This is a genomic window from Pseudomonas sp. BS-2016 (genome assembly GCF_001806145.1).
In the GTDB taxonomy this organism is placed as follows: domain Bacteria; phylum Pseudomonadota; class Gammaproteobacteria; order Pseudomonadales; family Pseudomonadaceae; genus Aquipseudomonas; species Aquipseudomonas lundensis.
On sequence record NZ_MLCT01000019.1, the window covers coordinates 285,470 to 309,938 of the forward strand.

At 58.6% G+C, this 24,469-nt stretch carries 23 protein-coding genes; 14 read left to right on the plus strand and 9 right to left on the minus strand.

Features of this window, described 5'->3' with window-relative positions; all coding sequences use genetic code 11:
- Nucleotides 1-150: 150 nt before the first annotated feature.
- Nucleotides 151-921, minus strand: a complete 771-nt coding sequence (gene flgA / locus BKD70_RS11695) for a flagellar basal body P-ring formation chaperone FlgA (RefSeq protein WP_047276827.1) — start codon at nt 919-921, stop codon at nt 151-153.
- 77 nt (nt 922-998) lie between these two features.
- Between flgA and BKD70_RS11700 the strand changes: the two genes are divergently transcribed.
- Nucleotides 999-1,931 (plus strand): chemotaxis protein CheV, encoded by a 933-nt coding sequence (locus tag BKD70_RS11700; RefSeq protein ID WP_047276825.1) that lies wholly within the window; start codon nt 999-1,001, stop codon nt 1,929-1,931.
- Between the two features lie 124 nt (nt 1,932-2,055).
- Here the strand turns inward: BKD70_RS11700 and BKD70_RS11705 are convergent, their stop codons facing one another.
- Nucleotides 2,056-3,036 carry an IS5 family transposase gene (locus BKD70_RS11705; RefSeq protein ID WP_047276823.1) on the minus strand — a complete coding sequence of 327 codons (981 nt, stop codon included), beginning with the start codon at nt 3,034-3,036 and terminating at the stop codon, nt 2,056-2,058.
- Nucleotides 3,037-3,149: 113 nt separating this feature from the next.
- Here BKD70_RS11705 and cheR point away from each other — a divergent pair, with 113 nt between their 5' ends.
- The 5 genes from cheR (at nt 3,150) to flgE (ending at nt 7,186) form a co-directional block, all read left to right on the plus strand.
- Nucleotides 3,150-3,977 carry a protein-glutamate O-methyltransferase CheR gene (gene cheR, locus BKD70_RS11710; RefSeq protein WP_047276821.1) on the plus strand — a complete coding sequence of 276 codons (828 nt, stop codon included), beginning with the start codon at nt 3,150-3,152 and terminating at the stop codon, nt 3,975-3,977.
- 252 nt (nt 3,978-4,229) lie between these two features.
- The gene (gene flgB / locus BKD70_RS11715; RefSeq protein ID WP_047276819.1) at nt 4,230-4,637 is read left to right on the plus strand and encodes a flagellar basal body rod protein FlgB; all 408 of its coding nucleotides are present in this window, start codon (nt 4,230-4,232) and stop codon (nt 4,635-4,637) included.
- Nucleotides 4,638-4,640: 3 nt separating this feature from the next.
- Complete coding sequence (flgC, locus tag BKD70_RS11720) at nt 4,641-5,084, plus strand: flagellar basal body rod protein FlgC (RefSeq protein ID WP_047276817.1); 444 nt, start codon at nt 4,641-4,643, stop codon at nt 5,082-5,084.
- Between the two features lie 15 nt (nt 5,085-5,099).
- Nucleotides 5,100-5,828: a flagellar hook assembly protein FlgD gene (gene flgD / locus BKD70_RS11725; RefSeq protein WP_047276815.1), complete on the plus strand. Its 729-nt coding sequence runs from the start codon at nt 5,100-5,102 to the stop codon at nt 5,826-5,828.
- A 29-nt stretch (nt 5,829-5,857) separates the two neighbouring features.
- Nucleotides 5,858-7,186: a flagellar hook protein FlgE gene (gene flgE / locus BKD70_RS11730; RefSeq protein WP_047276814.1), complete on the plus strand. Its 1,329-nt coding sequence runs from the start codon at nt 5,858-5,860 to the stop codon at nt 7,184-7,186.
- A 214-nt stretch (nt 7,187-7,400) separates the two neighbouring features.
- On the opposite strand, the gene BKD70_RS11735 is transcribed toward flgE, so the two are convergent.
- Nucleotides 7,401-10,286 carry a ribonucleoside-diphosphate reductase subunit alpha gene (locus BKD70_RS11735; RefSeq protein WP_047276812.1) on the minus strand — a complete coding sequence of 962 codons (2,886 nt, stop codon included), beginning with the start codon at nt 10,284-10,286 and terminating at the stop codon, nt 7,401-7,403.
- A 125-nt stretch (nt 10,287-10,411) separates the two neighbouring features.
- On the opposite strand from BKD70_RS11735, the gene BKD70_RS24745 reads away from it, so the two are divergent.
- Nucleotides 10,412-10,621: a hypothetical protein gene (locus tag BKD70_RS24745; RefSeq protein WP_139047519.1), complete on the plus strand. Its 210-nt coding sequence runs from the start codon at nt 10,412-10,414 to the stop codon at nt 10,619-10,621.
- Between the two features lie 355 nt (nt 10,622-10,976).
- Here BKD70_RS24745 and bglX read toward each other — a convergent pair whose 3' ends face one another.
- Nucleotides 10,977-13,268 carry a beta-glucosidase BglX gene (bglX, locus tag BKD70_RS11740; RefSeq protein WP_047276810.1) on the minus strand — a complete coding sequence of 764 codons (2,292 nt, stop codon included), beginning with the start codon at nt 13,266-13,268 and terminating at the stop codon, nt 10,977-10,979.
- A 262-nt stretch (nt 13,269-13,530) separates the two neighbouring features.
- Here bglX and BKD70_RS11745 point away from each other — a divergent pair, with 262 nt between their 5' ends.
- The 6 genes from BKD70_RS11745 to BKD70_RS11770 all read left to right on the plus strand — a co-directional run bounded on the left by BKD70_RS11745 (nt 13,531) and on the right by BKD70_RS11770 (nt 17,967).
- Nucleotides 13,531-14,142, plus strand: a complete 612-nt coding sequence (locus tag BKD70_RS11745) for a LemA family protein (RefSeq protein WP_047276808.1) — start codon at nt 13,531-13,533, stop codon at nt 14,140-14,142.
- Between the two features lie 65 nt (nt 14,143-14,207).
- On the plus strand, nt 14,208-14,951 hold the full coding sequence (locus BKD70_RS25545) for a YgcG family protein (RefSeq protein ID WP_047276805.1): 744 nt from the start codon (nt 14,208-14,210) through the stop codon (nt 14,949-14,951).
- A 27-nt stretch (nt 14,952-14,978) separates the two neighbouring features.
- Nucleotides 14,979-15,593 (plus strand): TPM domain-containing protein, encoded by a 615-nt coding sequence (locus BKD70_RS11755; RefSeq protein ID WP_047276803.1) that lies wholly within the window; start codon nt 14,979-14,981, stop codon nt 15,591-15,593.
- A gap of 107 nt (nt 15,594-15,700) precedes the next feature.
- Entirely contained in the window at nt 15,701-16,918 is a 1,218-nt protein-coding gene (locus BKD70_RS11760) for an SAM-dependent methyltransferase (protein ID WP_047276802.1), read from the plus strand.
- 146 nt (nt 16,919-17,064) lie between these two features.
- On the plus strand, nt 17,065-17,646 hold the full coding sequence (locus BKD70_RS11765) for a DJ-1/PfpI family protein (RefSeq protein WP_047276800.1): 582 nt from the start codon (nt 17,065-17,067) through the stop codon (nt 17,644-17,646).
- A 15-nt stretch (nt 17,647-17,661) separates the two neighbouring features.
- Nucleotides 17,662-17,967 (plus strand): ribbon-helix-helix domain-containing protein, encoded by a 306-nt coding sequence (locus BKD70_RS11770; protein WP_047276799.1) that lies wholly within the window; start codon nt 17,662-17,664, stop codon nt 17,965-17,967.
- Nucleotides 17,968-18,000: 33 nt separating this feature from the next.
- Here the strand turns inward: BKD70_RS11770 and BKD70_RS11775 are convergent, their stop codons facing one another.
- The 3 genes from BKD70_RS11775 to BKD70_RS11785 form a co-directional block, all read right to left on the minus strand.
- Nucleotides 18,001-20,550 (minus strand): TonB-dependent receptor, encoded by a 2,550-nt coding sequence (locus tag BKD70_RS11775; RefSeq protein WP_047276797.1) that lies wholly within the window; start codon nt 20,548-20,550, stop codon nt 18,001-18,003.
- 120 nt (nt 20,551-20,670) lie between these two features.
- On the minus strand, nt 20,671-21,621 hold the full coding sequence (locus BKD70_RS11780; RefSeq protein WP_047276795.1) for a FecR domain-containing protein: 951 nt from the start codon (nt 21,619-21,621) through the stop codon (nt 20,671-20,673).
- Nucleotides 21,618-22,157 carry an RNA polymerase sigma factor gene (locus tag BKD70_RS11785; RefSeq protein WP_047276793.1) on the minus strand — a complete coding sequence of 180 codons (540 nt, stop codon included), beginning with the start codon at nt 22,155-22,157 and terminating at the stop codon, nt 21,618-21,620. The genes BKD70_RS11780 and BKD70_RS11785 overlap by 4 nt, the downstream gene beginning before the upstream one ends.
- Before the next feature lie 174 nt (nt 22,158-22,331).
- Between BKD70_RS11785 and BKD70_RS11790 the strand changes: the two genes are divergently transcribed.
- A complete protein-coding gene (locus BKD70_RS11790) occupies nt 22,332-22,664 on the plus strand; it encodes a YegP family protein (RefSeq protein WP_047276791.1) in 333 nt (110 codons plus the stop codon).
- A 58-nt stretch (nt 22,665-22,722) separates the two neighbouring features.
- Here the strand turns inward: BKD70_RS11790 and BKD70_RS11795 are convergent, their stop codons facing one another.
- Nucleotides 22,723-23,610 carry a dihydrodipicolinate synthase family protein gene (locus BKD70_RS11795; protein WP_047276790.1) on the minus strand — a complete coding sequence of 296 codons (888 nt, stop codon included), beginning with the start codon at nt 23,608-23,610 and terminating at the stop codon, nt 22,723-22,725.
- 30 nt (nt 23,611-23,640) lie between these two features.
- On the minus strand, nt 23,641-24,423 hold the full coding sequence (locus BKD70_RS11800) for an aldolase (protein ID WP_047276788.1): 783 nt from the start codon (nt 24,421-24,423) through the stop codon (nt 23,641-23,643).
- Between the last annotated feature and the right edge of the window lie 46 nt (nt 24,424-24,469).

Consider the following 24,469-nt stretch of genomic DNA (forward strand, 5'->3'; position numbering starts at 1 on the left):
ATGGAAAACCTCTGGGTATTTGGACGCTTGCCATGTTTTCGGCCATACCCGAGAAAACTTTAGGCACGATTAATCATACGGCGACGCGCAACCGTACTGATCTGCGTCAAGCGACAGTGTAGGAAAGTTGAGAGTCGTATGCCAACTGTCCTACAAAGCCACCTCCACTTGCCCCGGCCCGGTAATGCGCGCCTTGATAACCCGTTTGGAGTTCAGGTTCTTCACCCGCACCTGTTCACTGAGGCCGCCGTCGGACAGGGCTTCGCCGGGCATTCTCACCGTCAAGGTGCCGCTACGGGCATTGATCACCACTTGATCGCCCTTGCGCACCACAGCCGCTTGCTCCAGGTGCGTCAGGGTCAGCACTTGATCGGTGACCATGGGTCGCAAGAGTTTTTGCCCAACTACCAGTTCCACGGCGGTCATGTAACCCTGCGTGATCAGGCCCACGTCGCGCTCGCGCAACACCACATCGTCATCGCTGATGATCGTGCCGCGCTTGAGGGGGTGGAGCACGGTCACCACCTCGCGAAATAACTTTACTTGTGCCGGGACAAAAATGGTCCAGGGCGAGCTACCCTCACAGCGCACACGCACCGTCACGCGACCCATGGGTTGCGCCGGGCTTTCGAGGGTGGCTGTCAATTCCTTGTCGCACTGAGCGAGGCGCAAGCGCGGATCAAGGTTATTGACCTGAATCTCGTAGCGGCCTTCTATCTGACCAGTGGCAAGGTAGTCTTCGACGGTGAATTCAAGAAAGCCTTGGGTCACGCCGATAAGCTGTGTAGGAGAAGTAAATCCATCTGCGTATGACTGTGTGCCCACGCTTATCAGGCAGACAGCCGCAAGCATGCTTGCACAGCGAAGGCGCAGCGTCTGAAGGATCGGCCGGTGGCAAGAAATTGTCGTTTTTGCATTCATGGCGGATAAATAGCAAAGCCCGTGCCGTTTACCGGGCGATGTGCGTCGCAACTTAAAGTTTCTAAGGGGAACCGTGTATGGCTGGGGTGATGGATTCGGTTAACCAGCGCACACAACTGGTCGGGCAGAACCGCCTGGAACTGTTGTTGTTTCGCCTGGATGGGCCACAGCTGTACGGGATTAACGTGTTCAAGGTGCGCGAGGTGCTGCAATGCCCCAAGCTGACCGTGATGCCCAAATCCCATCCTGTGGTGTGCGGTGTTGCGAGTATTCGGGGGGCGACCATTCCGATTCTGGATTTGGCCATGGCCACCGGTTCAGGCGCGCTGAAAGATCAAAGCAGCCCGTTTGTGATTATCACGGAGTACAACACCAAGACTCAGGGGTTTCTCGTGGGCGCGGTCGAGCGCATCGTCAACATGAACTGGGAAGAGATCCATCCGCCGCCCAAAGGCACGGGGCGTGACCACTACCTGACGGCGGTGACACGGCTGGACAATCAACTGGTCGAAATCATCGACGTTGAAAAGATCCTGTCAGAGGTTTCGCCGTCATCGGAAAGCATTTCCCACGGTGTGGTCGATGTCGACACCCACACCAAGGCCGTGTCGTTGCGGGTGCTGACGGTCGATGACTCGTCAGTGGCGCGCAAGCAGGTGTCACGTTGCCTGCAAACGGTGGGGGTGGAAGTGGTCTCGCTGAATGACGGTCGCCAGGCGCTGGAGTATCTGCGCAAACTGGTGGACGAAGGCAAGGACCCGTCAGAAGAGTTTCTGATGATGATCTCGGACATCGAGATGCCGGAAATGGACGGTTACACCCTGACGTCTGAAATCCGTAGCGATCCGCGCATGCAAAATTTACACATCATTCTGCACACTTCGCTGTCCGGGGTATTCAATCAGGCGATGGTCAAGAAAGTCGGCGCCAATGACTTTCTGGCAAAATTCCGCCCTGATGACCTGGCATCCCGGGTCGTCGACCGGATCAAAGAAGCAGATCACAGCTAAGGATGCTCCGATCAACTTGCTGCGCGGCGGCGGCAAGTCGTAATTTGCACGGCACGCAGCGCTATTTGCTCAAAACGACCTGATGCAGTGTTCATCGAGGGCGTTTTTCGCCCGGTTTTCCATGTTAAGCGCGCAACTCGCCCATACCCATCAGTTGTTTTCGAGCCATCCACAGGTTCGACAGGGCGAACAATGTGGTCAACTGAGCCGTGTTTTTCATCAGCCCACGAAAGCGCACTTTCACGTACCCAAATTGGCATTTGATCACCCGAAACGGATGTTCGACCTTGGCCCGTGTCTGGGCTTTGCAGTACTCAATCTTGCGCTTGCCCTTGTAGAGCACGCTGCGTTTATTCAACTTGGAATAGGTGCTGCGGCGCGCCGCGATTTGCCAGATCACTTCACGATTTTCATGCTCTTCACGCTTCTCAACGCCGGTGTATCCGGCGTCTGCATACACTGCATTTTCTTCGCCATGCAACAGCTCGGCGACCTGTGTGACATCGGCGACGTTGGCGGCGGTGCCGTGGACGTGATGAACCAAGCCGGACTCGACATCAGCGCCAATATGGGCCTTCATTCCGAAGAAATACTGGTTACCTTTTTTGGTCTGATGCATCTCGGGGTCGCGCTTTCCCTCTTCGTTTTTAGTCGAACTAGGAGCATGAATAATGGTGGCATCGACGATAGTGCCCTGACGTAGAGACATGCCTTTGTCCTGCAAATAACCATTGATGACCGCGAGGATTGCAGGTGCCAGCTGATGCTTTTCCAGTAAGTGCCGGAAATTCATGATCGTGGTGTCTTCAGGTATCGGGGCGCTCAAGGTCAAACGTGCAAACTGGCGCATGGGCGTGATTTCGTAGAGCGCTTCTTCCATGGTCGGATCGCTCAGGGAAAACCAATTCTGCAACAGATGAATACGCAGCATGGTTTCCAGAGGATAGGGTTTTCTGCCGCCACCGGCCTTGGGGTAGAACGGCTCGATCAGGCCCAGCAGACCCGTCCAGGGCACGACCTGATCCATCTCGGCGAGGAAGCGTTCGCGGCGTGTCTGCTTGCGCTTGCCGGCGTATTCGAAATCGGAAAAGCTCATCTGGCTCATAGGCGGCTCGGATCAGGTGGTCAGGCGTATTTCAGCACATTTGAAAACTTGCTCGGAGATTCCCTAAGGACGCAGTCCTTGGCGGTCAACACGTTTTATAGAGGCAGGATCATTTGTCTACGGCTAATTTGGATTTTGAGCAGTTCCGGGTTTTCCTGGAAAAAGCCTGTGGCATTTTGCTAGGGGAGAACAAGCAGTACCTTGTTTCCAGCCGACTGAACAAGCTGATGGAACAGCAAGGTATCAAATCACTGGGTGAGCTGATTCAGCGCATCCAGAGCCAGCCCCGCAGCGGGCTGCGTGAGCAGGTGGTCGATGCGATGACCACCAACGAAACCCTGTGGTTTCGCGATACCTACCCCTTTGAAGTGCTGAAAAACAAAGTCCTGCCTGAGTTGACCAAGGCCCATCCGGGGCAACGTTTACGCATCTGGTCGGCCGCCTGCTCTTCGGGGCAGGAACCGTATTCGCTGTCGATGGCCATCGATGAGTTTGAGCGCAGCAACCTCGGGCAATTGAAAGCGGGGGTGCAAATTGTCGCCACCGACCTGTCCAGCCTGATGCTCAACAACTGCAAGACCGGCGAGTACGACAGCCTGGCGATCGGCCGCGGTTTGTCCCAGGAGCGCTTGCAGCGTTACTTCGAGCCTAAAGGGCCGGGGCGCTGGATGGTCAAGGCGCCGATCAAGAGCCGTGTGGAGTTTCGCTCGTTCAACCTGCTGGACAGTTACGCCGGGTTGGGCAAGTTCGACATGGTGTTCTGCCGCAACGTGCTGATCTATTTCTCGGCAGAGGTCAAAAAAGACATCCTGTTGCGCATTCACAGCACCTTGAAGCCGGGCGGCTATTTATTCCTGGGCGCCTCCGAAGCGCTCAACGGGTTGCCGGATCACTACCAGATGATCCAGTGCAGCCCGGGGATCATCTACCAGGCCAAGTAATCCTAACGGGAGCCCACAAGGCTCCCGTTTTTTATGGCGCTGTGGGGCGGCGGTGCGAGTGTCCCGTGCAACAAAGCGGCAGAAAAGCGGCAGTCGGCGGTCAGTGATTGCCGCTTTTCTGGCATTGCCGCGCCCCAGCCCCCGGCAAAGCCTTGAAATACGGGCATGTGAATATTGGCACGGGGTTTGCTCTATCCAGAGCAAGAAGGACCTGAACCACATGTTCAGGTCAGCCCACAAAGGTTTTTCGACATGAGCATCAGCTTCGATAAAGCGCTCGGTATCCATGAGCAAGCCCTGGGTTTTCGCGCCCAGCGCGCTGAAGTCCTGGCCAATAACATTGCCAACGCCGACACCCCGAACTACAAGGCTCGGGATCTGGATTTTGCTTCTGTGCTCGCGGCACAGAATGACAAGAACAAGAACGGCAGCTTTGCCTTGAACATGACCAACAGTCGCCACATCGAAGCCCAGGGCTTGAGCAGCGGCGATGAATCGCTGTTGTACCGCACGCCGATGCAGCCCTCCATCGACCAAAACACGGTCGACGCTCAGCTCGAACAATCGAATTACGCAGAGAACGCGGTCAACTTCCAGGCCAGCTTCACCCTGCTCAACAGTAAATTCAAAGGGCTGGTGTCAGCCCTGCGCGGAGAGTAATCCATGTCTCTAGCCAGTGTTTTCAATATTGCCGGTAGCGGCATGAGTGCTCAGACCACGCGCCTGAACACCGTGGCCAGTAACATTGCCAACGCCGAAACCGTGTCGTCGAGCATCGACCAGACTTACCGCGCACGGCACCCGGTGTTTGCCACCATGTTTCAAGGTGCGCAAAACGGCACAGGCGATTCGCTGTTCCAGAATCAGGATGCCGCCGGGCAGGGCGTACAAGTACTGGGCGTGGTCGAAGACCAGAGCAACCTCGAAGCCCGCTACGAACCGAACCATCCTTCTGCCGACGCCAAGGGGTATGTGTACTACCCCAACGTCAACGTGGTTGAAGAAATGGCTGACATGATTTCCGCCAGTCGTTCGTTCCAGACCAACGCAGAAATGATGAACACCGCCAAAACCATGATGCAGAAGGTCCTGACCCTCGGTCAGTGATAAGGAACGACGCAAATGAGTGTGACCGATTCCGTCAGCAACAAGACCCTTAATCAGGTGCTGGCCAACTCCTCTCAGGCCAAGGCCACGGACACCAGCCTTGCGGCTGCTTCCAAGGCCGTGGCGGGCAACAGCAAGGCATTGGGCAAAGATGCGTTCATGCAATTGCTGGTCACCCAGTTGAAAAACCAGAACCCGCTGGACCCGCAGGACAACACCGCATTCGTTGCGCAGTTGGCCCAGTTCAGCAGCCTGGAAGGCATCACGTCCCTGAACGAATCGGTGACGGCCATCACCGGCGGCTTGCAATCCTCGCAGGCGCTGCAGGCTTCGTCGCTGGTAGGGCGTTCCGTGATCGTGCAAACCGGTGAAGCCTTGGTGGACCCTGCCAGCGAGAAGCCGTTCAACGGCACCGTGGTGGTCAAAGATGCTAACTCCTCACCCACCATCAAGATCACCGATGCCGATGGCGTTGTGGTCCGAACCCTCGAAATGGGCGCCCAGAAAGCGGGCAATGTCGATTTCACTTGGGACGGCAAAAACGATGACGGTGAACTGATGCCCAAGGGCAACTACACCTTCACCGCGTCGACAAAAACTGACACCGGAACCACGGCCCTCACCACGTACCTGCCCGCCACTGTCAACAGTGTGACGCTGAGCAAGACGGGGGGGGAAGTGATGCTCAATCTCGCAGGCCTGGGCAGCATTGGCATGTCCAAAGTCCAGACCATTGGCCTCTAAGCCGACTCATACGCCTTAAGGAGTGCAACATGTCTTTCAATATCGGCCTTAGCGGCCTCTATGCGGCCAGCAAGCAACTCGACGTGACCGGCAACAACATCGCCAACGTCGCCACATCCGGCTTCAAATCGTCCCGTGCCGAGTTCTCGGACATTTACTCGGCCAGCAAGCTGGGCATTGGCAGCAAAACCATCGGCAGCGGTGTGAACCTGGCCAACGTCTCGCAGAACTTTGGTCAGGGCGCTATCAACAACACGGGCAACCTGTTGGACATGGGCATCCAGGGCAACGGTTTTTTTGTGCTGAGCGACAACGGCTCCCTGAGCTACACCCGTGCTGGTACGTTCAAGGCCGATAAAGACGGCTACGTGACCAACACCGACGGGACCGCGCGCTTGCAAGGCTATGGCGTAGACGCCAACGGCAAGATCGTCAACGGCGTACTGACCGACCTGCGCATTGACACCTCGAACCTGGCGCCACGCGCCAGCGGCTCGGTGGAATCGACCATCAACTTGAACTCGACCAGTGATGTGGTCGATCAGGTGGCCAACAAGTTCGATCCGCTGAAGTCCGAGAGCTACTCCAGAAAATTCTCCACCACCATTTACGACACTCAGGGCAACCCCCATGAGATGGATCAGTACATGGTGAAAACGGACTCCAACACCTGGAAAGCCTACACCCTCGTCGATGGCCGCAACCCGGACGGCAGCCCGGTGACGGGAACGGGCGCCAAGGACCCAGTGCCTTCGACCATGGTGTTTGATTCTGCAGGCGCCCTGACCAGCGTCACCACGCCAAACCCGGTGCCGGGCGAACCGGACATCATCAGCAGCACCTTGACGGTGACTGACTGGGTGCCGGGCGCCACTGTCAACGGTGCGTGGGTTTCCAACGGTGCAGCCGCCAAAGATGGCGGTATTGCCATCAACATGGCCAAAACCACCCAGTACAACACCGATACCTCGCGCAACCCGCCAACTCAGGACGGCTACGCCACTGGCCAGATCACCAACCTGACCATCGATGGCTCGGGCGTGATGTTTGCTAACTTCAGCAACAACCAGAGCCGTGCCATCGGCCAGATCTCCCTGGCCAGCTTCACCAACGAACAAGGCTTGCAGCCTGTGGGCGGCACGGCGTGGAAAGAGACATTCGCTTCGGGCCAGGCCGGTTACGACGCACCGAAGGTCGGTACGCTGGGGGCAATCCAGTCCAACTCGCTGGAAGACTCCAACGTGAACCTGACCAACGAGCTGGTTGACCTGATCAAGGCGCAAAGCAACTACCAGGCGAACGCCAAGACCATCTCCACCCAGAGCACCATCATGCAGACCATCATTCAGATGACCTGATGGGCGAATGCGTCTTCAAAAAGCCCCTCGAGTGAGGGGCTTTTTTTCGCCTGCAGATTCATCACGGCCTGGCTCGGAGCACCGCGTCATAGCTGTTCGAGAAAACGGGCGCTGGATTGTTCACCCGCCAAAACAAAACCCCCGTTAAACCCACCTGTTGCCAGGGTTTAACGGGGGTTTCAGTCAAGCGGTGTGACCCGCTGGACAGCTCAGCTTATTGACACGCTTCGCAATCCGGCTCGTCAATGGCGCATGCTTTTGGCACCGGAGCCGGGCCCGCAGGGGCGGCGGCGACGTCTTCACTTTTGTTGCCGCTCGATACGGCGTTGAGCTTGCCAGTGTTGACGGTGGACTTCTCGGTGCTGGTGGCAGCCAGGGCACGGAGGTAGTACGTGGTTTTCAGGCCGCGGTACCACGCCATGCGGTAGGTGACGTCCAGCTTCTTGCCCGAGGCGCCCGCGATGTACAGGTTCAGCGACTGAGCCTGGTCGATCCACTTCTGGCGGCGGCTGGCAGCGTCAACGATCCACTTGGTGTCGACTTCAAACGCAGTGGCGTACAGCTCTTTGAGCTCTTGCGGGATGCGTTCGATCTGCTGCACGGAACCGTCGTAGTACTTCAGGTCGTTGATCATGACCGAGTCCCACAGGCCGCGGGCCTTGAGGTCGCGAACCAGGTACGGGTTGATCACGGTGAATTCGCCCGACAGGTTCGATTTCACGTACAGGTTCTGGTAGGTCGGTTCGATCGACTGCGAGACGCCAGTAATGTTGGCAATGGTCGCGGTCGGTGCGATGGCCATGATGTTGGAGTTACGAATGCCTTTCTGAACACGGGCGCGAACCGGTGCCCAGTCCAGGGATTCGTTCAGGTCAACGTCGATGTACTTCTGGCCGCGCTGTTCGATCAGGATCTGTTGCGAATCCAGTGGCAGGATGCCTTTGGACCACAGCGAGCCCTGGAACGTCTCGTAAGCGCCACGCTCGTCAGCCAGGTCGCAGGACGCCTGAATGGCGTAGTAGCTGACCGCTTCCATCGACTTGTCGGCAAACTCGACCGCTGCTTGCGAAGCATACGGAATGTGCTGCAGGTACAGCGCGTCCTGGAAGCCCATGATCCCCAGGCCGACCGGACGGTGCTTGAAGTTCGAGTTACGCGCTTGCGGCACCGAGTAGTAGTTGATGTCGATCACGTTATCGAGCATGCGCACGGCCACGTCGATGGTGCGCTTGAGCTTGGCGGTGTCCAGCTTGCCGTCCACGATGTGGTTCGGCAGGTTGATCGAGCCCAGGTTGCAGACCGCGATTTCATCCTTGTTGGTGTTCAGGGTGATCTCGGTGCACAGGTTCGAGCTGTGAACCACGCCCACGTGCTGCTGCGGGCTGCGCAGGTTGCACGGGTCTTTGAAGGTCAGCCATGGGTGGCCGGTTTCAAACAGCATGGACAGCATTTTGCGCCACAGGTCTTTGGCCTGGATGGTCTTGAACAGCTTGACCTTGCCCGGATACTCGGTCAGGGCTTCGTAGTACTCGTAACGCTCTTCGAAGGCTTTGCCGGTCAGGTCGTGCAGGTCCGGTACTTCGGAGGGCGAGAACAGGGTCCACTTGCCGTCATCGAAGACGCGCTTCATGAACAGGTCAGGGATCCAGTTGGCGGTGTTCATGTCGTGGGTACGACGACGGTCATCACCGGTGTTCTTGCGCAGCTCGATGAACTCTTCGATGTCCATGTGCCAGGTTTCAAGGTAAGCGCACACGGCGCCCTTGCGCTTGCCACCCTGGTTCACGGCGACGGCGGTGTCGTTGACCACCTTGAGGAACGGCACCACGCCCTGGGATTTTCCGTTGGTGCCTTTGATCCATGAGCCGAGCGCACGTACCGGGGTCCAGTCGTTGCCCAGGCCGCCTGCGAATTTGGACAACATGGCGTTGTCGTGGATCGCGTGGTAAATGCCCGACAGGTCGTCCGGCACGGTGGTCAGGTAGCAGCTGGACAGCTGTGGACGCTGAGTGCCGGCGTTGAACAGGGTCGGTGTCGACGACATGTAGTCGAAGGACGACAACAGGTTGTAGAACTCGATGGCGCGGTCTTCTTTTTGCTTCTCTTCGATCGCCAGGCCCATGGCCACACGCATGAAGAAGATCTGCGGCAGTTCGAAACGCACGCCATCCTTGTGGATGAAGTAACGGTCGTACAGGGTTTGCAGGCCTAGGTAGGTGAACTGCTGATCGCGCTCGTGGTTGATCGCCTTGCCCAGTTTTTCCAGGTCGAAGGTGGCCAGCACCGGGTTCAGCAGGTCGAACTCAATACCTTTGGCAATGTAAGCAGGCAGCGCCTTGGCGTACAGGTCGGCCATCTCGTGGTGAGTGGCGCTTTCGGCAACATTGAGGAAATTCAGGCCTTCGGCACGCAAGGTGTCCATCAGCAGGCGGGCGGTCACGAACGAGTAGTTCGGCTCACGCTCAACCAGGGTGCGGGCCGTCATCACCAGCGCGGTGTTGACGTCGCTCAGGGCCACGCCGTCGTACAGGTTTTTCAGGGTTTCGCGCTGGATCAGGTCGCCGTCCACTTCTTCCAGGCCTTCGCAGGCCTCGGTGACGATGGTGTTCAGGCGGCCCATGTCCAGCGGCGCGAAGCTGCCGTCGGCGCGGGTGATGCGGATCGACGGGTGCGCTTGCACGGCGTCTTCGGCCGGTGCGCGGGTGGCGCGCTCCTTGGAGCGGGCATCGCGGTAGATCACGTAGTCGCGGGCTACTTTCTGCTCGCCGGCACGCATCAGGGCCAGTTCAACCTGGTCCTGGATTTCTTCGATGTGGATGGTGCCGCCCGAAGGCATGCGACGCTTGAAGGTTGCGGTGACCTGTTCGGTCAGGCGGGCAACGGTGTCGTGAATGCGTGACGAAGCGGCTGCATTGCCGCCTTCAACTGCAAGAAACGCTTTGGTGATGGCGACGGTGATCTTGTCATCGGTGTAAGGAACGACGGTTCCGTTACGCTTGATCACGCGCAATTGGCCTGGCGCAGTTGCCGACAGATCCAGATTTGAATCGTTCTGCGACGCGGTGCCCTGCGAGTTCTCGCGAGTTGAGTCGGTTTGCATGGGTGTCTCCACATTCTCTATGTTTATTTGGGCGCCTCAAAAAGGTGCCCACCGTTCCGTCCTGACGCACTACAACCGGGGATAAACCGGGCATAACGACCTCGGGACGTACAGAAAGGGGTGTTTTGGCCGCTTCCTTGCCGAAGTCTCAGATTTGCGCGTACCGCCTCAAATCTTATTCCTGGTGGGTGACAGTCTTTGTACTGCAACACCCGGGCCGCTTTCCGCGCCAGCGCTGGAAAACGGTTGCCATCCGCATGAGCGGTTTGGGCTTTGAAATCGCTGTTTGGTTCAACCCGACAGGGGCGAGAAAAGCACTTGAAATTCTCGGCTGAGTTGTGTTGGGTTTTTGCCCTAAAACCCTATATGTGGGGTCTTTTGGCAGAATTGATACAAGATATGCGTTTTACAGGAGGTGTGCAATGCACCGCCTGTGGATAACCCTGTGTGTAATTTGTGTATGAACCCTCGAATCTCCACGTAGGCCGCATGACACCGGCATTCCACCGTCTGTCACTGTTTTTGCCGGGATGAAATCGGGCGCGCTGGATTTTGAGGGCGCGAACCCTACCACAAAAAACAGCGCTGTCCGAACGCATTTTGAGGCGGGCGCAAAGATCGAAAAGGTCAAGCGGATATTGCGCTCAAGAAGTGCCGGGAAGACCGTTCAAAGCCTCCCCGGCGGCGACGTCAGAGCAGTTGGAAACTCGTCTGCTGGACGTTTTGCGAATCCAGGCCAATTTGCACGTTGAATTCGCCGGGTTCGGCAGCGTACTGGAGTTGGGTGTTGTAAAACTTCAGGGCGTCTTCGTCGATGCTGAACTGCACGACCTTTTCTTCCCCCGGCTGGAGCATCAGCTTCTGGAAGTTTTTCAGCTCTTTGACGGGGCGGCTCATCGACGCACTCACGTCCTGTATATAAAGCTGCACCACGGTTTCACCGGCGCGCTGCCCGGTGTTCTTCACCGTCACGCTGGCCGTCAGGGCTGACCCTGGCTTGAGGGTGTTGGCCGACAGTTGCGGCGCCGACACACTGAAGTCGGTGTAGCTCAAGCCATAACCGAACGGGTAGAGCGGGGTGTTCGGGGCATCGAAATACTGCGAGGTGTAGTTGCCCGGCTTGCCCGGCGTGAACGGTCGACCGATGCGCAGGTGGCTGTAGTAACTCGGAATCTGGCCCACCGAGCGGGGGAAGGTGATCGGCAGCTTGCCCGAGGGGTTGTAGTCACCGAACAGCACGTCGGCAATCGCATTGCCGCCTTCTGTGCCGCTGTACCAGGTTTCCAGCACGGCATCGGCCTGTTGCACCTGATCGCCGATTGACAGCGGGCGGCCATTCATCAAGACCAGCACCAGCGGTTTGCCGGTGGCCTTGAGGGCGCTAATCAACGCGCGTTGCGTCGCAGGCAAGTCGAGGTCGGTGCGGCTGGCCGCTTCGTGGGACATGCCCCGGGCTTCGCCTACCACGGCCACAATCACATCGGCCTGTTGCGCCACCTTGACGGCTTCATCGAGCATCGCTTGTGCAGGGCGCGGGTCGTTGGTCAGGTCGAGCATGTTGGGGTTGGAGTAATTGAGGTAGTCGACCACGGCCTGATCATCGGTCACGTTGGCACCACGGGCGTAGGTCAGCGTGCCCGGTTTGCCCACGGCAGCGCGCAAGCCTTCAAGCACGGTCACCGACTGCGCGGGAACCCCGGCGCCCGACCAGCTGCCGAGCATGTCGATCTTCGAATCGGCCAGCGGCCCGATCAACGCGATGTTCGCCCGTTTGTTCAAAGGCAGGGTGCGCGATTCATTCTTGAGCAGCACTTGGCTCTTGCGCGCCACCTCGCGGGCCTCGGCCCGGTGCAGGCGGCTTTCGGCATTGATGTCGGCCGGATCGTCTTCGGCGTTGCCGATACGCAGGTACGGGTCTTTAAACAGGCCCATGTCGTACTTGGCGCCCAGCACTTCACGCACCGCGTTGTCCAGGTCGCTTTGTGGCACTTTGCCGGACCTGATCAGGCCCGGCAGTTCCTTGCCATACACCAGGTCATTCATGCTCATGTCGACCCCGGCCTTGATCGCCAGCGTGGCGGCTTCACGCTCATCCTTGGCCACGCCATGCTTGATCAGTTCCAGAATCGCGCCGTGATCACTGACCGCCACGCCTTTGAAGCCCCATTGCTTGCGCAACAAATCCTGCATCAGCCAGGTGTTGGAGGTGGCCGGTACACCGTTGATCGAGTTCAGCGCCACCATCACGCTGCCCGCGCCAGCGTCAATAGCGGCGTGGTATGGCGGCAGGTAATCCTGAAACATGCGCGTCGGGCTCATGTCGACGATGTTGTAGTCGCGGCCGCCTTCGACGGCGCCATACAGGGCGAAATGCTTGACGCTGGCCATGATGTTGCCGGGCAGGGCCGGGGACACGCCTTGATACGCCTGCACCATGACTTTGGCGATGCGCGAGACCAGGTAGGTGTCTTCCCCGAACCCTTCAGAGGTGCGCCCCCAGCGCGGGTCGCGGGCGATGTCGACCATCGGGGCAAAGGTCAGGTCAAGGCTGTCGGCGCTGGCTTCTTTGGCCGACACCCGACCGCTCAGGGCGATGGCGTCCATGTCCCAGCTGGAGGCCAGCGCCAGGCTGATCGGGAAAATGGTGCGGTGCCCGTGAATCACGTCGTAGGCAAAAAACATCGGGATTTTCAGCCGGCTGCGCATGGCAGCGTCTTGCATGGGGCGGTTTTCGGGGCGCGTCACCGAGTTGAACGTGCCGCCGATGCGGCCCGCCGCAATTTCCGTGCGAATCAACTCTCGCGGCATGTCTGACGCAATGCTGATAAGGCGCAACTGCCCGACTTTTTCATCGAGGGTCATCCGGTTCATCAAGTCCGTGATGAACGCCGCTTTATGCTCCAGCGCGACGGACGGGGTCTGCGCCCACGCGCAGGAACTGGCCAGGCTGATGGCGATGCCCAGCAAACACATTTTTCTCATGGAATTCTTCTACGCAGCCGCTCACATAAAGCGAGGAAGCCCTGCGCTCTTGAAGCGATATTGTTCTGGATTGGGATAGGGACTACTTAACCTAAAGAATTACCCTATCTTTAGTAGGAGTAGCCCTACATGCGAGAAGTCTTTTATCTGATTCGTTGCCCGCAATCCAGTGCTGCTGGCGATATTCAATGAAGGCGATGGAGTTTTTCTCGGGCAGGCGGTGTCTATGAATTCAATGCGATCATTTTGGAGCGTCACGACCATGGGAATACAACGCGTACAGGCCGCCACCGGCTGGAAAGTCATGGCGTTGCTGCTGATGAGCAGCGTCTTGGCCGGATGCGGTATCAACACCATTCCGACCCTTGACGAGCAGGTCAAGGCGGCCTGGTCACAGGTGCAAAACCAATATCAGCGTCGTTCGGATCTGATCCCCAACTTGGTAGAGACAGTCAAGGGCGCGGCCAAACAGGAGCAGGCGACGCTGACCGCGGTGATTGAAGCGCGGGCCAAGGCCACCTCGATTCAAGTGGATGCCAGCACCCTCAATAACCCTGAAAAACTCAAGCAGTTTCAGGATGCGCAAAATCAGCTGACTGGGGCCTTGAGCCGATTGATGGTGGTTTCCGAGCGCTACCCGGACCTCAAATCCAACCAGAACTTCCTCTCGTTGCAATCGCAGCTCGAAGGCACGGAAAACCGCATCAGCGTGGCCCGTCGCGACTTCATTCTCGCGGTCGAGCGTTACAACACCGAGATCCGCACCTTCCCGGGGCGTCTGTGGCATGCCGTGATGTACAGCGATTTGCCCGTGCGTCCGACGTTCGAAGCCACCAGCCCGGACGCCGACAAAGCGCCTGAAGTGAAGTTCTGACGCTCGGCCCGTGTGCCAGCCTGTGGCAGCGGCCACAGGCGCTGTGTCCCATTGATGAGGTGCTAATGCGCGTATTGAAACCGGGTCTTTGCGTGTTGCTGTGGCTTTTTATGGCCACGGCGCACGCGTTGACTTTTCCCGCGCTCAGCGGCCGCGTGGTCGATGACGCCCACATGCTCGACCCCGCCACGCGTCAACAGCTGACGCAAACCCTTGAAAGCCACGAAAAAGCCACGGGCGAGCAAGTGGTGGTGGTCACCGTGCCTGACCTGCAAGGCACCTCCATTGAAGACTTCGGTTACCAATTGGGGCGCGCCTGGGGCATCGGGCAAAAAGACAAGAACAACGGTGCATTGCTGATCGTCGCCCGCGATGATCGCAAACTGCGCATTGAGGTCGGTTATGGGCTGGAAGACCGCCTGACAGACGCGCAGTCGTCCGTCATCCTCAACCAGGTCATCACCCCTGCGTTCAAGGCAGGCCAGTTCAGTCAGGGCATCAGCGACGGCGTGGCCGCGATGCTGCATGTATTGGGCGGCGATCCCTTGGCAGAACCGGCCTACGCCAGCGGCCAGGGGGAGGGCAGTGATTTCATGGCCGAGCATCCCTTTGTCGTACTGCTGCTATTTGTCCTGTTTGTCATAGTGGTCGCCGCCTGCCAGTTTTATGGCATTTGTACTGCCGGGGGCTCAGGCGGTTCGCGCTCCGGTGGCTTTGGCGGGGGCGGCTTCGGCGGTGGCCGAGGAGGTGGCGGCTTCAGTGGCGGTGGCGGCAGTTTTGGCGGCGGCGGTGCTTCTGGCGGCTGGTAATTCATTTTTAGACGAGCATTGATACCCATGGCTTTACTCACACAAGCGCAACAACGGCAGGTCGAAGACGCCGTGACCCGTGCCGAACAACGCACAGACGCCGAAATCGTCACCGTCCTGGCGCCGCGCGCAGACGACTACAGTTACATCCCCTTGTTGTGGGCGAGCCTGATTGCGCTGCTGGTGCCTGCACTGGCGCACTTCTTCATGGCCGGCATGCAGACGTATTCCTTGCTGATGCTGCAATGGGCCACATTCGTGGTGTTAAGCCTGATTTTTCGCATTCCTGCGATCACCACGCGGCTGATCCCGCCCCGCGTACGGCACTGGCGTGCGAGCAACCTGGCGCGCCGCCAGTTTCTTGAGCAAAAACTGCACCACACCGAAGGGCGCACGGGCGTACTGATTTTTGTCAGCGAGGCCGAGCGCTACGTCGAAATCATCGTGGACGAAGGCATTTCCCGGCATCTGGACAACAGTGACTGGGGCACCATCGTCAGCGATTTCACGCGTCGCGTGGGGCTGGGACATACCGCCGAAGGGTTCATTGCCTGCATCGACGCCAGCGCTGAACTGCTGGCCACCCACATCCCGAAAACCCATCCGCGTAACCAACTGCCGAATCGGTTGGTGGTGTTGTAATGGACGCCCCTTGAAATAACCCCGTGCTCATGGCGGCCAACACGCCTAAAATGGCCGCCATTCCTTTCCTGATTTCCCCTCCTGCATCCCCCGAGGCGCTTTTTTCAATGTCAGTGACTGCTACCACCGCCGCGTCTGCGCCGGATCATCGTGCGCAATTTTTGAACCTGCTGGACACCGGCCTGGCGCAAAACTCGTTTATCAAGCTGGTGCTGGCCAAGTACGTGGGGCCTGAGCCTGAGCTGCAGCGGGTCATCATCAAGCAGGTCACGGTCAAGGATCAGCCTTGCCTGTCGTTTGTGTACCGCTACAAAACCCGCGATATCACCAAGAATTTACCGCTGGACGAGGCGGTGACGACGATTGCCGCTTTGTTGCCGCAAGCGTTCAAGAACGCGCACCTGCTGACCCTGACCGACGAAGTGCAGCTGGAGTACAGCAAAAAAGGCAAAAGCTCGCTGTTCAAGGGCAAAAGCCAGCACGCGCGGGAAGTGCCGTCGGCTGAGCATAATCGTGAGAAAAATCGCTTTCTGGACCTGACGCGTCCGTTTTTGGCTGATCTGGGCGTGACCAATAAACAGCAAGAACTGATCCCGGCCATGTCGCGCAAGTGGAAGCAGATCAACAAGTTCATTGAAGTGTTTTCCCACGCGCTGAGCAGCTCGCCGCTCACGCTGGATCAGCCGGTCAAGGTGGTGGATTTCGGTTCGGGCAAGGGCTACCTCACGTTTGCGATTCACGATTACCTGCGCCACAGCCTGCACGCTGAAGGCGTGGTCACCGGCGTTGAGCTGCGTGAAGACATGGTCACGTTGTGCAATAACGCGGCGCAGCGTCTGGAGCATCCGGGCCTGAGCTTTCTGCATGGTGACGTGCGCAGTTTTGCACCGACGCCGATTGACGTGATGATCGCGCTGCATGCCTGTGACATCGCCACCGATTACGCGATTCACATGGGCATCCGCTCGGGCGCCGCGATCATCATGTGTTCGCCGTGCTGCCATAAGCAGATCCGCCTGCAAATCCAGAGCCCGGCGCTGCTCAAGCCGATGCTGCAATACGGCCTGCACCTGGGCCAGCAGGCCGAGATGGTGACAGACAGCCTGCGGGCGTTGTTTCTGGAAGCCTGCGGTTATGACACCAAGGTGTTTGAGTTCATCTCGCTGGAACACACCAACAAGAACAAAATGATCCTCGCGGTCAAACGCGCCGAGCCTGTAGACCCTGCGAAGTTGCTGGTGAAGATTCAAGAACTCAAGGCGTTCTACGGCATTGAGGAACACTGCCTCGAAACCCTGCTCCGGGCCGATGGGTTGCTGAAGTAAGCCTGTGTAGTACCGGGTTATTACCCGTGTAGGTACTCAGTGACTACTCTTGTGGGGTTTCCGAGCTTTCGAAAACCAACGATGACCCGCAGGCCTGCCTCCGGCAGCGCCTGCCAGGGCAATCCTCACTCATGGGAGTACGCGACATGGCGGCGAAAAAAATTCTGATGCTGGTGGGCGATTACGTCGAAGACTACGAAGTGATGGTGCCGTTTCAGGCGCTGTTGATGATCGGCCATCAGGTGCACGCCGTCTGTCCGGGCAAAACCTCGGGGCAGACCGTGCGCACGGCCATTCATGACTTTGAAGGCGATCAGACCTACAGCGAAAAGCCCGGCCACCTGTTTGGCCTGAATTGTGATTTCGACACGGTCAAGGCGGGCGACTACGACGCCTTGTTGGTGCCAGGTGGTCGTGCGCCGGAATACCTTCGCTTGAATGAAAAAGTACTTGAACTGGTGCGCGACTTCGACAAGGCCGGTAAGCCTATCGCTGCGGTGTGCCACGGTGCGCAGTTGCTGGCGGCGGCCGGGATCCTGGAAGGTCGCGAGTGCAGCGCCTACCCGGCGTGTGCCCCGGAAGTGCGACTGGCGGGCGGTACGTTTATGGATATCGACGTCAGCCAGGCCCATGTGCAGGGCAATTTGGTCACCGCGCCTGCCTGGCCCGCGCACCCTGCGTGGCTGGCGGCGTTTGTGAGCCTGCTGGGCACCACCATTACCGTGTAAGACGAGGGCGTGACCATGTGTGAACTGTACGTCAAAGCCGATCCGATTCTGTACGAGTCACGCTCGCGATCGTTGCGTATCGGTGGCGTGGTCACGACGTTGCGTCTGGAAAACCAGTTCTGGGACATCCTCAGTGAAATCGCCGACGCCGATGGCATGACCACCAATCAACTGGTGGCCAAGCTCTACGAAGAAGTGATGGATTACCAAGGCGAAGTGGTCAACTTCGCCTCGTTCCTGCGGGTCAGTTGCACCCGTTACCTGAGTCAGCGTCGGGTGCCGTCGATCGATTTGAATGTGGTGCCGCGCAAGCACGGTTGATGGTCGTGCTCGCCGCAGCGGCCAGGGTCGCTCTCAGAAGAAACGGGTCACGCTGATCTTGGCATTGCGGCCCTGGCTGTAGGCGTTATCCCCACTGAGCATCGGCTGGTAACTTTTGTTGAACAGGTTGTCGACCGTGAAGTTGACCTCGGTGCCTTTGAGGTAAGGCTGCTGAGGGGTCCAGTTGGCGAACAGGCCCTGCACGTTGTACCCGTCATTGGCGTGTTGGTCGTAGTAGCGATCCCCTAACACACTGATCTCGTTACCCGAATACTTGTCGCTTGGCAGACGGTCGGTCTTGCGCACGAACTCACCTTTCCAGCCCACGCGTGCATCCCATGCCGGAATTTTGGTCCCCAGCACGGCGACCCATTTAGGCGCCGGAATGTCACGTGCCCAGACGTTTGGCCCCCACGGGTTGGTGTAGGCACCTTGGTGTTTACCGGTCATCCACGCGTACGACAGTGATCCGAACAGGTACGTGGATTCGTAGAAACTTTCAACTTCAAAGCCCTTGATGGTCACACTGCCAATGTTGCGGTAGTTCGGTATGTTGCCCGGCCCGCAGTCTTTGGACAGGCTGCCCGCCGCTGTCTGGGCGGCACAGCCGACGCCGGTGGCCTTGAATATTTCATTGTCGACGGTGTTTTGAAACAGCGTGGTGCGGATCAGTGCATGGTCGCTGTCAGTAAAGATCTGATCGAAGTTGGTGATGTTGCCTGCTCGCCAGCCTGTGATCTTTTCCGGTTTCAGATTCAGGCTGGTCGCTGTGCGACTGCCGAGCCCTTGTAGCTCGTATTGTTCGTCGATGACCGGGGCGCGCCAGGTTTTGCTGTAGTCGACAAACAGCGCTGTGTTGGGGGTGATTTTCCAAAAGGCTGACAGGCGAGGCGACCAGCCCGTGTAGGTTTTGTCGCTGTAGTCGTGACCCAATTCCGCGTGGTTATAGAACGGTGCATCGTTTTCTTCACCGCGGTTACGCACGTGGTCGTACCGCACGGACGGGGTCAGGGTGAAGTCACCGAGAGTGATCGCGTCTTGCAGGTAAAAGCTGTGGGTGTCGACTTTGCCTTTGGGCATGAAGCTGGGCTGGTAGTGGCCGTAGTTGTATTTTTCTACTTCGTAGGTCTTGCCCGGCATCCACATGTCGACATCACGCTGGTGCTTGCGCACCTGCATGCCCGTGGTCACGGCATGGTCCAGCGGGCCGCTGGCAAACAGACTGACGTTTTCGATTTGCACCATGTCGTCGGTGTAGCCGGTTTCCATCTTGCGACCGCCGGTGGACGGCTGGAAATAAGCTTGAGCGCCCCGCGTATCGGTTTGCTCGGTATTGGAATGCGAGTACTTGACCTCAAGGTTCACCAAGGGGTTTTCAAGGGGCTGGTACTTGTATTTGGCGGACCACGTGGTGTCGATGGTCGAACGGTTCGACAAGTAACGCCGGGTGGCGATGTCGTACCCATATTTGTCGATGTTGGCCTGGCTCGGCGGGGCCGGGTAGCTGATGGCCGAGAAGGGCACCCACAGGTAGTTGTTGGAGCGTGAGTACGACATCCCCAGGCGGTGCTCTTCGTTGAAGTGCAGGTTCACTTTGAGCAGTTGCGCGTCCAGGTCCTGGGCGGTGTTGGGCAAGCGTTTGGGATTGATCGGGTAGGCATTCTTGGGGTCTGGCATGTGCCCGGCCAGCTTCATGTTGTCGCCATCGCGCTTGGTGTAATACACCAGCGCATCCGCGCGACCATCATCGGTGCGGCCATACACGGCGCCACTGTAAACCTGCTGGTGATCGTTGCTGCTGTAGCCGTACTTGAGCATGGCGCCGGTGTCTTTGCCTTCTGCGAGCAAGTCCGGGGCGTCTTTGGTTTCCATGTGCACGGAGCCGGCAAAGCCGCCGTTGCCGGTGCGTATATCGTGCGGGCCTTTCTCGACCACCAGCCCCTTGATCAACTCCGGCTCAATGAAAATGGTGCCTTGCATGTAGCGTTCGAAGCCGCTTTTGGTCGCGCCATCGACGGTCATCTGCACGTCTTCGGCTTCGCCCATGCCCCAAATGTTGATGGTCTGGCCACCGGGCTTGAGCGAGCCGCCGAGGTTGATGCCGGGCAGTGTCGCCAGCAGGCTGGGAATGTTGTTGGCCTGATAGCGATTGATTTCAGCTTGGGTCAGGGTCGATTTACCGACGTTGCTGGAGTCGACTTCATTGCCGGTGCCGATCACGCTCATGGCACTGAGCTGCAGGCTGTTGCTGGTCGTCGTGCCTTCTTCCTTGGGGCGCACGACGAAGGTGCGGTCGACTTGGGTCATGCTGAAATCGGTGCCGCGCAACAATTGGTTGATGGCCTCTTGCGCGCTGTAACGGCCGCTCAGCGCCGGGGCCTTGATGTTGCGCAACAGTGCTTCGTCAAACAGCAACTGGATGTTGGCTTGCCGGGCCACGGCACTCAACGAATTGGCCAGCGACTGTGCAGGCAGTTGCAGTTGGACCGACTCGGCGTGAGCCTGCAGGCAGAACGCCAGGCAGGCGGCCAGCAGGGTCGGGCGTGTGCAGAAATGCGAGACGTGATGCGGTGCGCGAAACATGAAATCCCCCAGTGCGGCAACAAAGGCCAAAAAGACATGCGTTAACAACGCAGACCGAAGGAAGACGCGGGGCGATTAAAAAACCACATATGCGAATGCAAAATATTCGCATATGTTTTGTTAGCGGGGTTCGATGCGGATTTTTCCGTTGTCCAGCCACACGGTGTTCACCGGGATCAAGGCGGGCAGGGCTTTCACCAGTGCCAGCGGATCATTGACGTCGAGGTGGCCTGACACTTTGTACTGTTGGAGCGGTCCATTGGCCAGTTCGATGATGCCGGGCCGGTAGAGGTCCAGTTCGTCGATCAGGCTGGCCAGCTCGCGGTTGCGAAAGGCCAGGTGCCCGTTGCGCCAATCGCCGACTTCGCTGGCCGTGAGGGTGTGTTCAGTCAATGCCTGGCGCGCGTAGTCGTACGTGGCACGCTGATCGGCGCCGAGCAGGGCAGAGCGCTTGGCGTCAGGCACGAACGCAACCTGGCCGTGGGCGACGCTGACCACCAGTTGGCGTGGGCTGCGCCGCACATCGAAACCGGTGCCGACCACCCGAATGCGCGCGTCACCGGCGTGCACCACCAGGGGCTGGTCTTTATTGGCCGCCACCTCGATGTACAGCTGACCGCGTTCCAGGTAAATGTCGCGTTGTTGTGCGTTGAAATCGAGGCGCAGTTGGGTGTTGGCATTGACGTAGAGGGTGCTGCCATCGGGCAGTGTCAGGGTTTTCGCACCTTGGGACTGGGTCGTGAGCTGTTGTTGGTGCAGCGTGACGGGGGTGCCGATGTTCAAGGCCAGCACGGCACCCAACATCGCAGCCGCCGCAGCCAGGGCAAACGTCGAACGACGCTTGATCGCCGGTTTTACTGGCAGTGGCTGCGGTTTGTTCCGGTGTTGCAGTTCGCCCAAGTCGGCCCATAGCGACTCGAACTCGGCATACGCCCGTGCATGCGCCGGTTGCGCATGCCAGGCGTCGAATTGCGCGCGGGTCTGTGCGTCGGGCCGATTGCGATTGCGTGCAAACCAGCTGGCCGCCTGCGCATCAATGCTGTCGTGGGCGGCCGATTGAAAAGGGCTCATTGTGGCTGCTCCTTGCCGCTGTCCCGCTGTAAATGTTGCTTGCAGTGCAACAACGCAAAGGCGATGTGCTTTTCTACCATGCTGACCGAGATTCCCATGCGTTGCGCGATCTGCGCCTGACTCAACCCTTCGAAGCGGTGCAGGATAAGGGCTTCACGGCGCCGGGGCGAGAGCTCTGCGAGTACGGTCTTGAGCTGTTCAAGCCGTTGCAGGCGGTGTGCGGCCAGCATGGGGTCATCCCTCTCATCGCTTAACGGCTCGTCTTCGCGTTCAACCTGATCCGCATGCACGGATTGGCGCACCTGCTGGCGTCGCCAGTGATCGCGCAGCAGGTTGCGCGCCATCTGAAACAAAAACGCCCGGGGTTGCTGGACCTTGGCCCGGTCCTGATAGCCCAACCATTGCGTGAAAACGTCTTGCGTCATGTCAGCTGCATCGCTGGCGTTGTCGGTGCGCTTACGCAGGAAATGCAGAATCTGCGTATAGAACTCGCGTAAGGATTCGGCCAACGCGGGGTCAGGTTTAAAGCGAGACATGAAAATCCTTGTGGACTCAGCGATGCAAAATAAGCCGCGAATGGTATCGAGAATTATTACTATTTGTCTCTATGTAAATTCACCTTTTCTTTTTTCCTACAGATAAATGGCTAATTGCTGGGTGAGCGCTTTACTGAAGGGGACACATGACCTTCAGCCACAAGGAGAAACGCTATGTCGGGTTGGTATGAGTTGAGCAAGACCAGCAACGGGCAGTTCCGATTCGTATTGAAAGCAGCGAATGCCGAAACCATTTTGGTGAGTGAGCAGTACACCACGCACGAGGCGGCGAAAAAGGGCATTGCTTCGGTTCAGGCCAACAGCCCGCTGGATGAACGCTATGACCGCAAGGTGGCGAAAGACGGCAAACCGTATTTCAACCTGAAGGCGGCCAATCACCAGATCATCGGCACCAGTGAGCAATACAGCACCGAAGCGGCGCGAGAGAAGGGCATTGCCAGTGTGAAAAGCAATGGGCCCACCACGGTCATCAAAGAGAAGCTGTGAGGGGCCGGTGGCCGACGTGCCGGGCGAGGCAGCCCGGTGCGCGTCGGCCGGAGCAGGGTTATTTCAGTTGAGCCAGCAACCCGTGTAACTGCGTTACGCCAGCGTCGGCCAACGGGAACACGGGCAGTCGCGGGTCGCCCGCTTCCAGGCCGGTCAGGCGCAAACCCGCCTTGATGGTGGCCGGCAGACCGCCTTTGAGGATGAATTCAAGCAATGGCAACTGGCGGTAGAACAGCGCGCGTGCGGCGTTCAGATCGTTGGCCAGTACGGCGTCATACAGCGCCAGATTCAGCGCCGGGATCAGGTTCGGCGCCGCTGTGCACCAACCTTTCGCACCCGCAGCGAAGGCCTCCAGTGCCAGCGGGTTGCACCCGTTGTAGAACGGCACTTGGCCTTCCCCTCGTTGTTGCAAGCGGTGCATGCGCTGAATGTCGCCCGTGCTTTCCTTGACCATGGTCACGTTGTCGACCGTGTTGAAAATGTTCAGGATCAAGTCCACCGACATGTCAGTGCCGCTGGTGGCCGGGTTGTTGTAGAGCATGATCGGGGTGTTGATGCTGTCGCCGATGGCACGGTAATGGGCCAGGATTTCAGCCTCGCTGAGTTTCCAGTAGGAAGCCGGCAGCACCATGACCACGTCCGCGCCGTGCTGTTCAGCAAAGCGGGCGCGGCGCACGGCTTTGGCGGTGGTCAGGTCGGAGACGCTGACAATGGTCGGCACGCGTTTGGCCACGTGGGCGAGGCTGAATTCGCTGACCTGATCCCATTCGGCGTCGCTCAGGTACGCGCCTTCGCCGGTGCTGCCCAGTGGCGCGATGGCGTGCACGCCGTTGTCGATCAATTGGTCAATGGAGCGCCCGAGCGCGGGCAGGTCGATGGCGCTGCCGTCTGCGCTGAACGGGGTGATGGTGTAGCCGATGATGCCGTGGATTACTGGAGTCGTCATGGTGGGTGTCCTGTGGGGGAGGGAGGTGGCTCAGTTCAGGCAGTCGGCATGACGACGCAGGTTTTGCCGGGCGTAGTAATTGAAAGCGGCCGCATGACGTTTGGGGCGGCTGATCCAGTCATGGGCTTCGCGGCCCAGGGCCGGGATGATGGGCTTGAGGGTGCCTGCGGCCATGGCCAGCAATTGCAGTTTGGCTGCCCGCTCGATCAGTTGCGCGATGACGCAGGCTTCTTCAATGCTGGCGCCGGTGGACAATTGACCGTGGTGCGAGAGCAGGATTGCCCGCTTGTCCCCCAGCGCACCGGCGATCAGTTCGCCCTCTTCATTGCCGACCGGCACGCCCGGCCAACCTTCCAGAAACGCGCAGTCTTCGTACAGCGGGCAGAGGTCCATGTGCGAAATCTCCAGCGGCACTTCCAGCATCGACAGCGCGGCCACATGGGTGGGGTGCGTGTGGATGATGCAGTTCACATCCGGACGGGCACGGTACACCCAGCTGTGGAAGCGATTGGCCGGGTTCGGCATGCCGTGGCCTTCAAGCACCTCCAGGTCTTCGTTGACCAATAGCAGATTGCTGGCAGTGATTTCATCAAACCCCAGGCCCAGTTGCTGGGTGTAATAGGTGCCGGGTTGTGGCCCGCGGGCGGTGATTTGCCCGGCCAGACCGGAGTCGTGGCCGTTTTCGAACAGAATGCGGCAGGTGAGTGCCAGCTTTTGCCGGTCAGTCCACGTATTATCCGCCAGCGTATTTTGCATCTGCACAAGCGCTTGCTTGACCAGTTGCTCTTTCGGGAGTGCTAAGGTCTTGGCCATGTCGGTGTCCTCGGTGATTGCCGGATGTGTCTGCCCCCATGGCGTC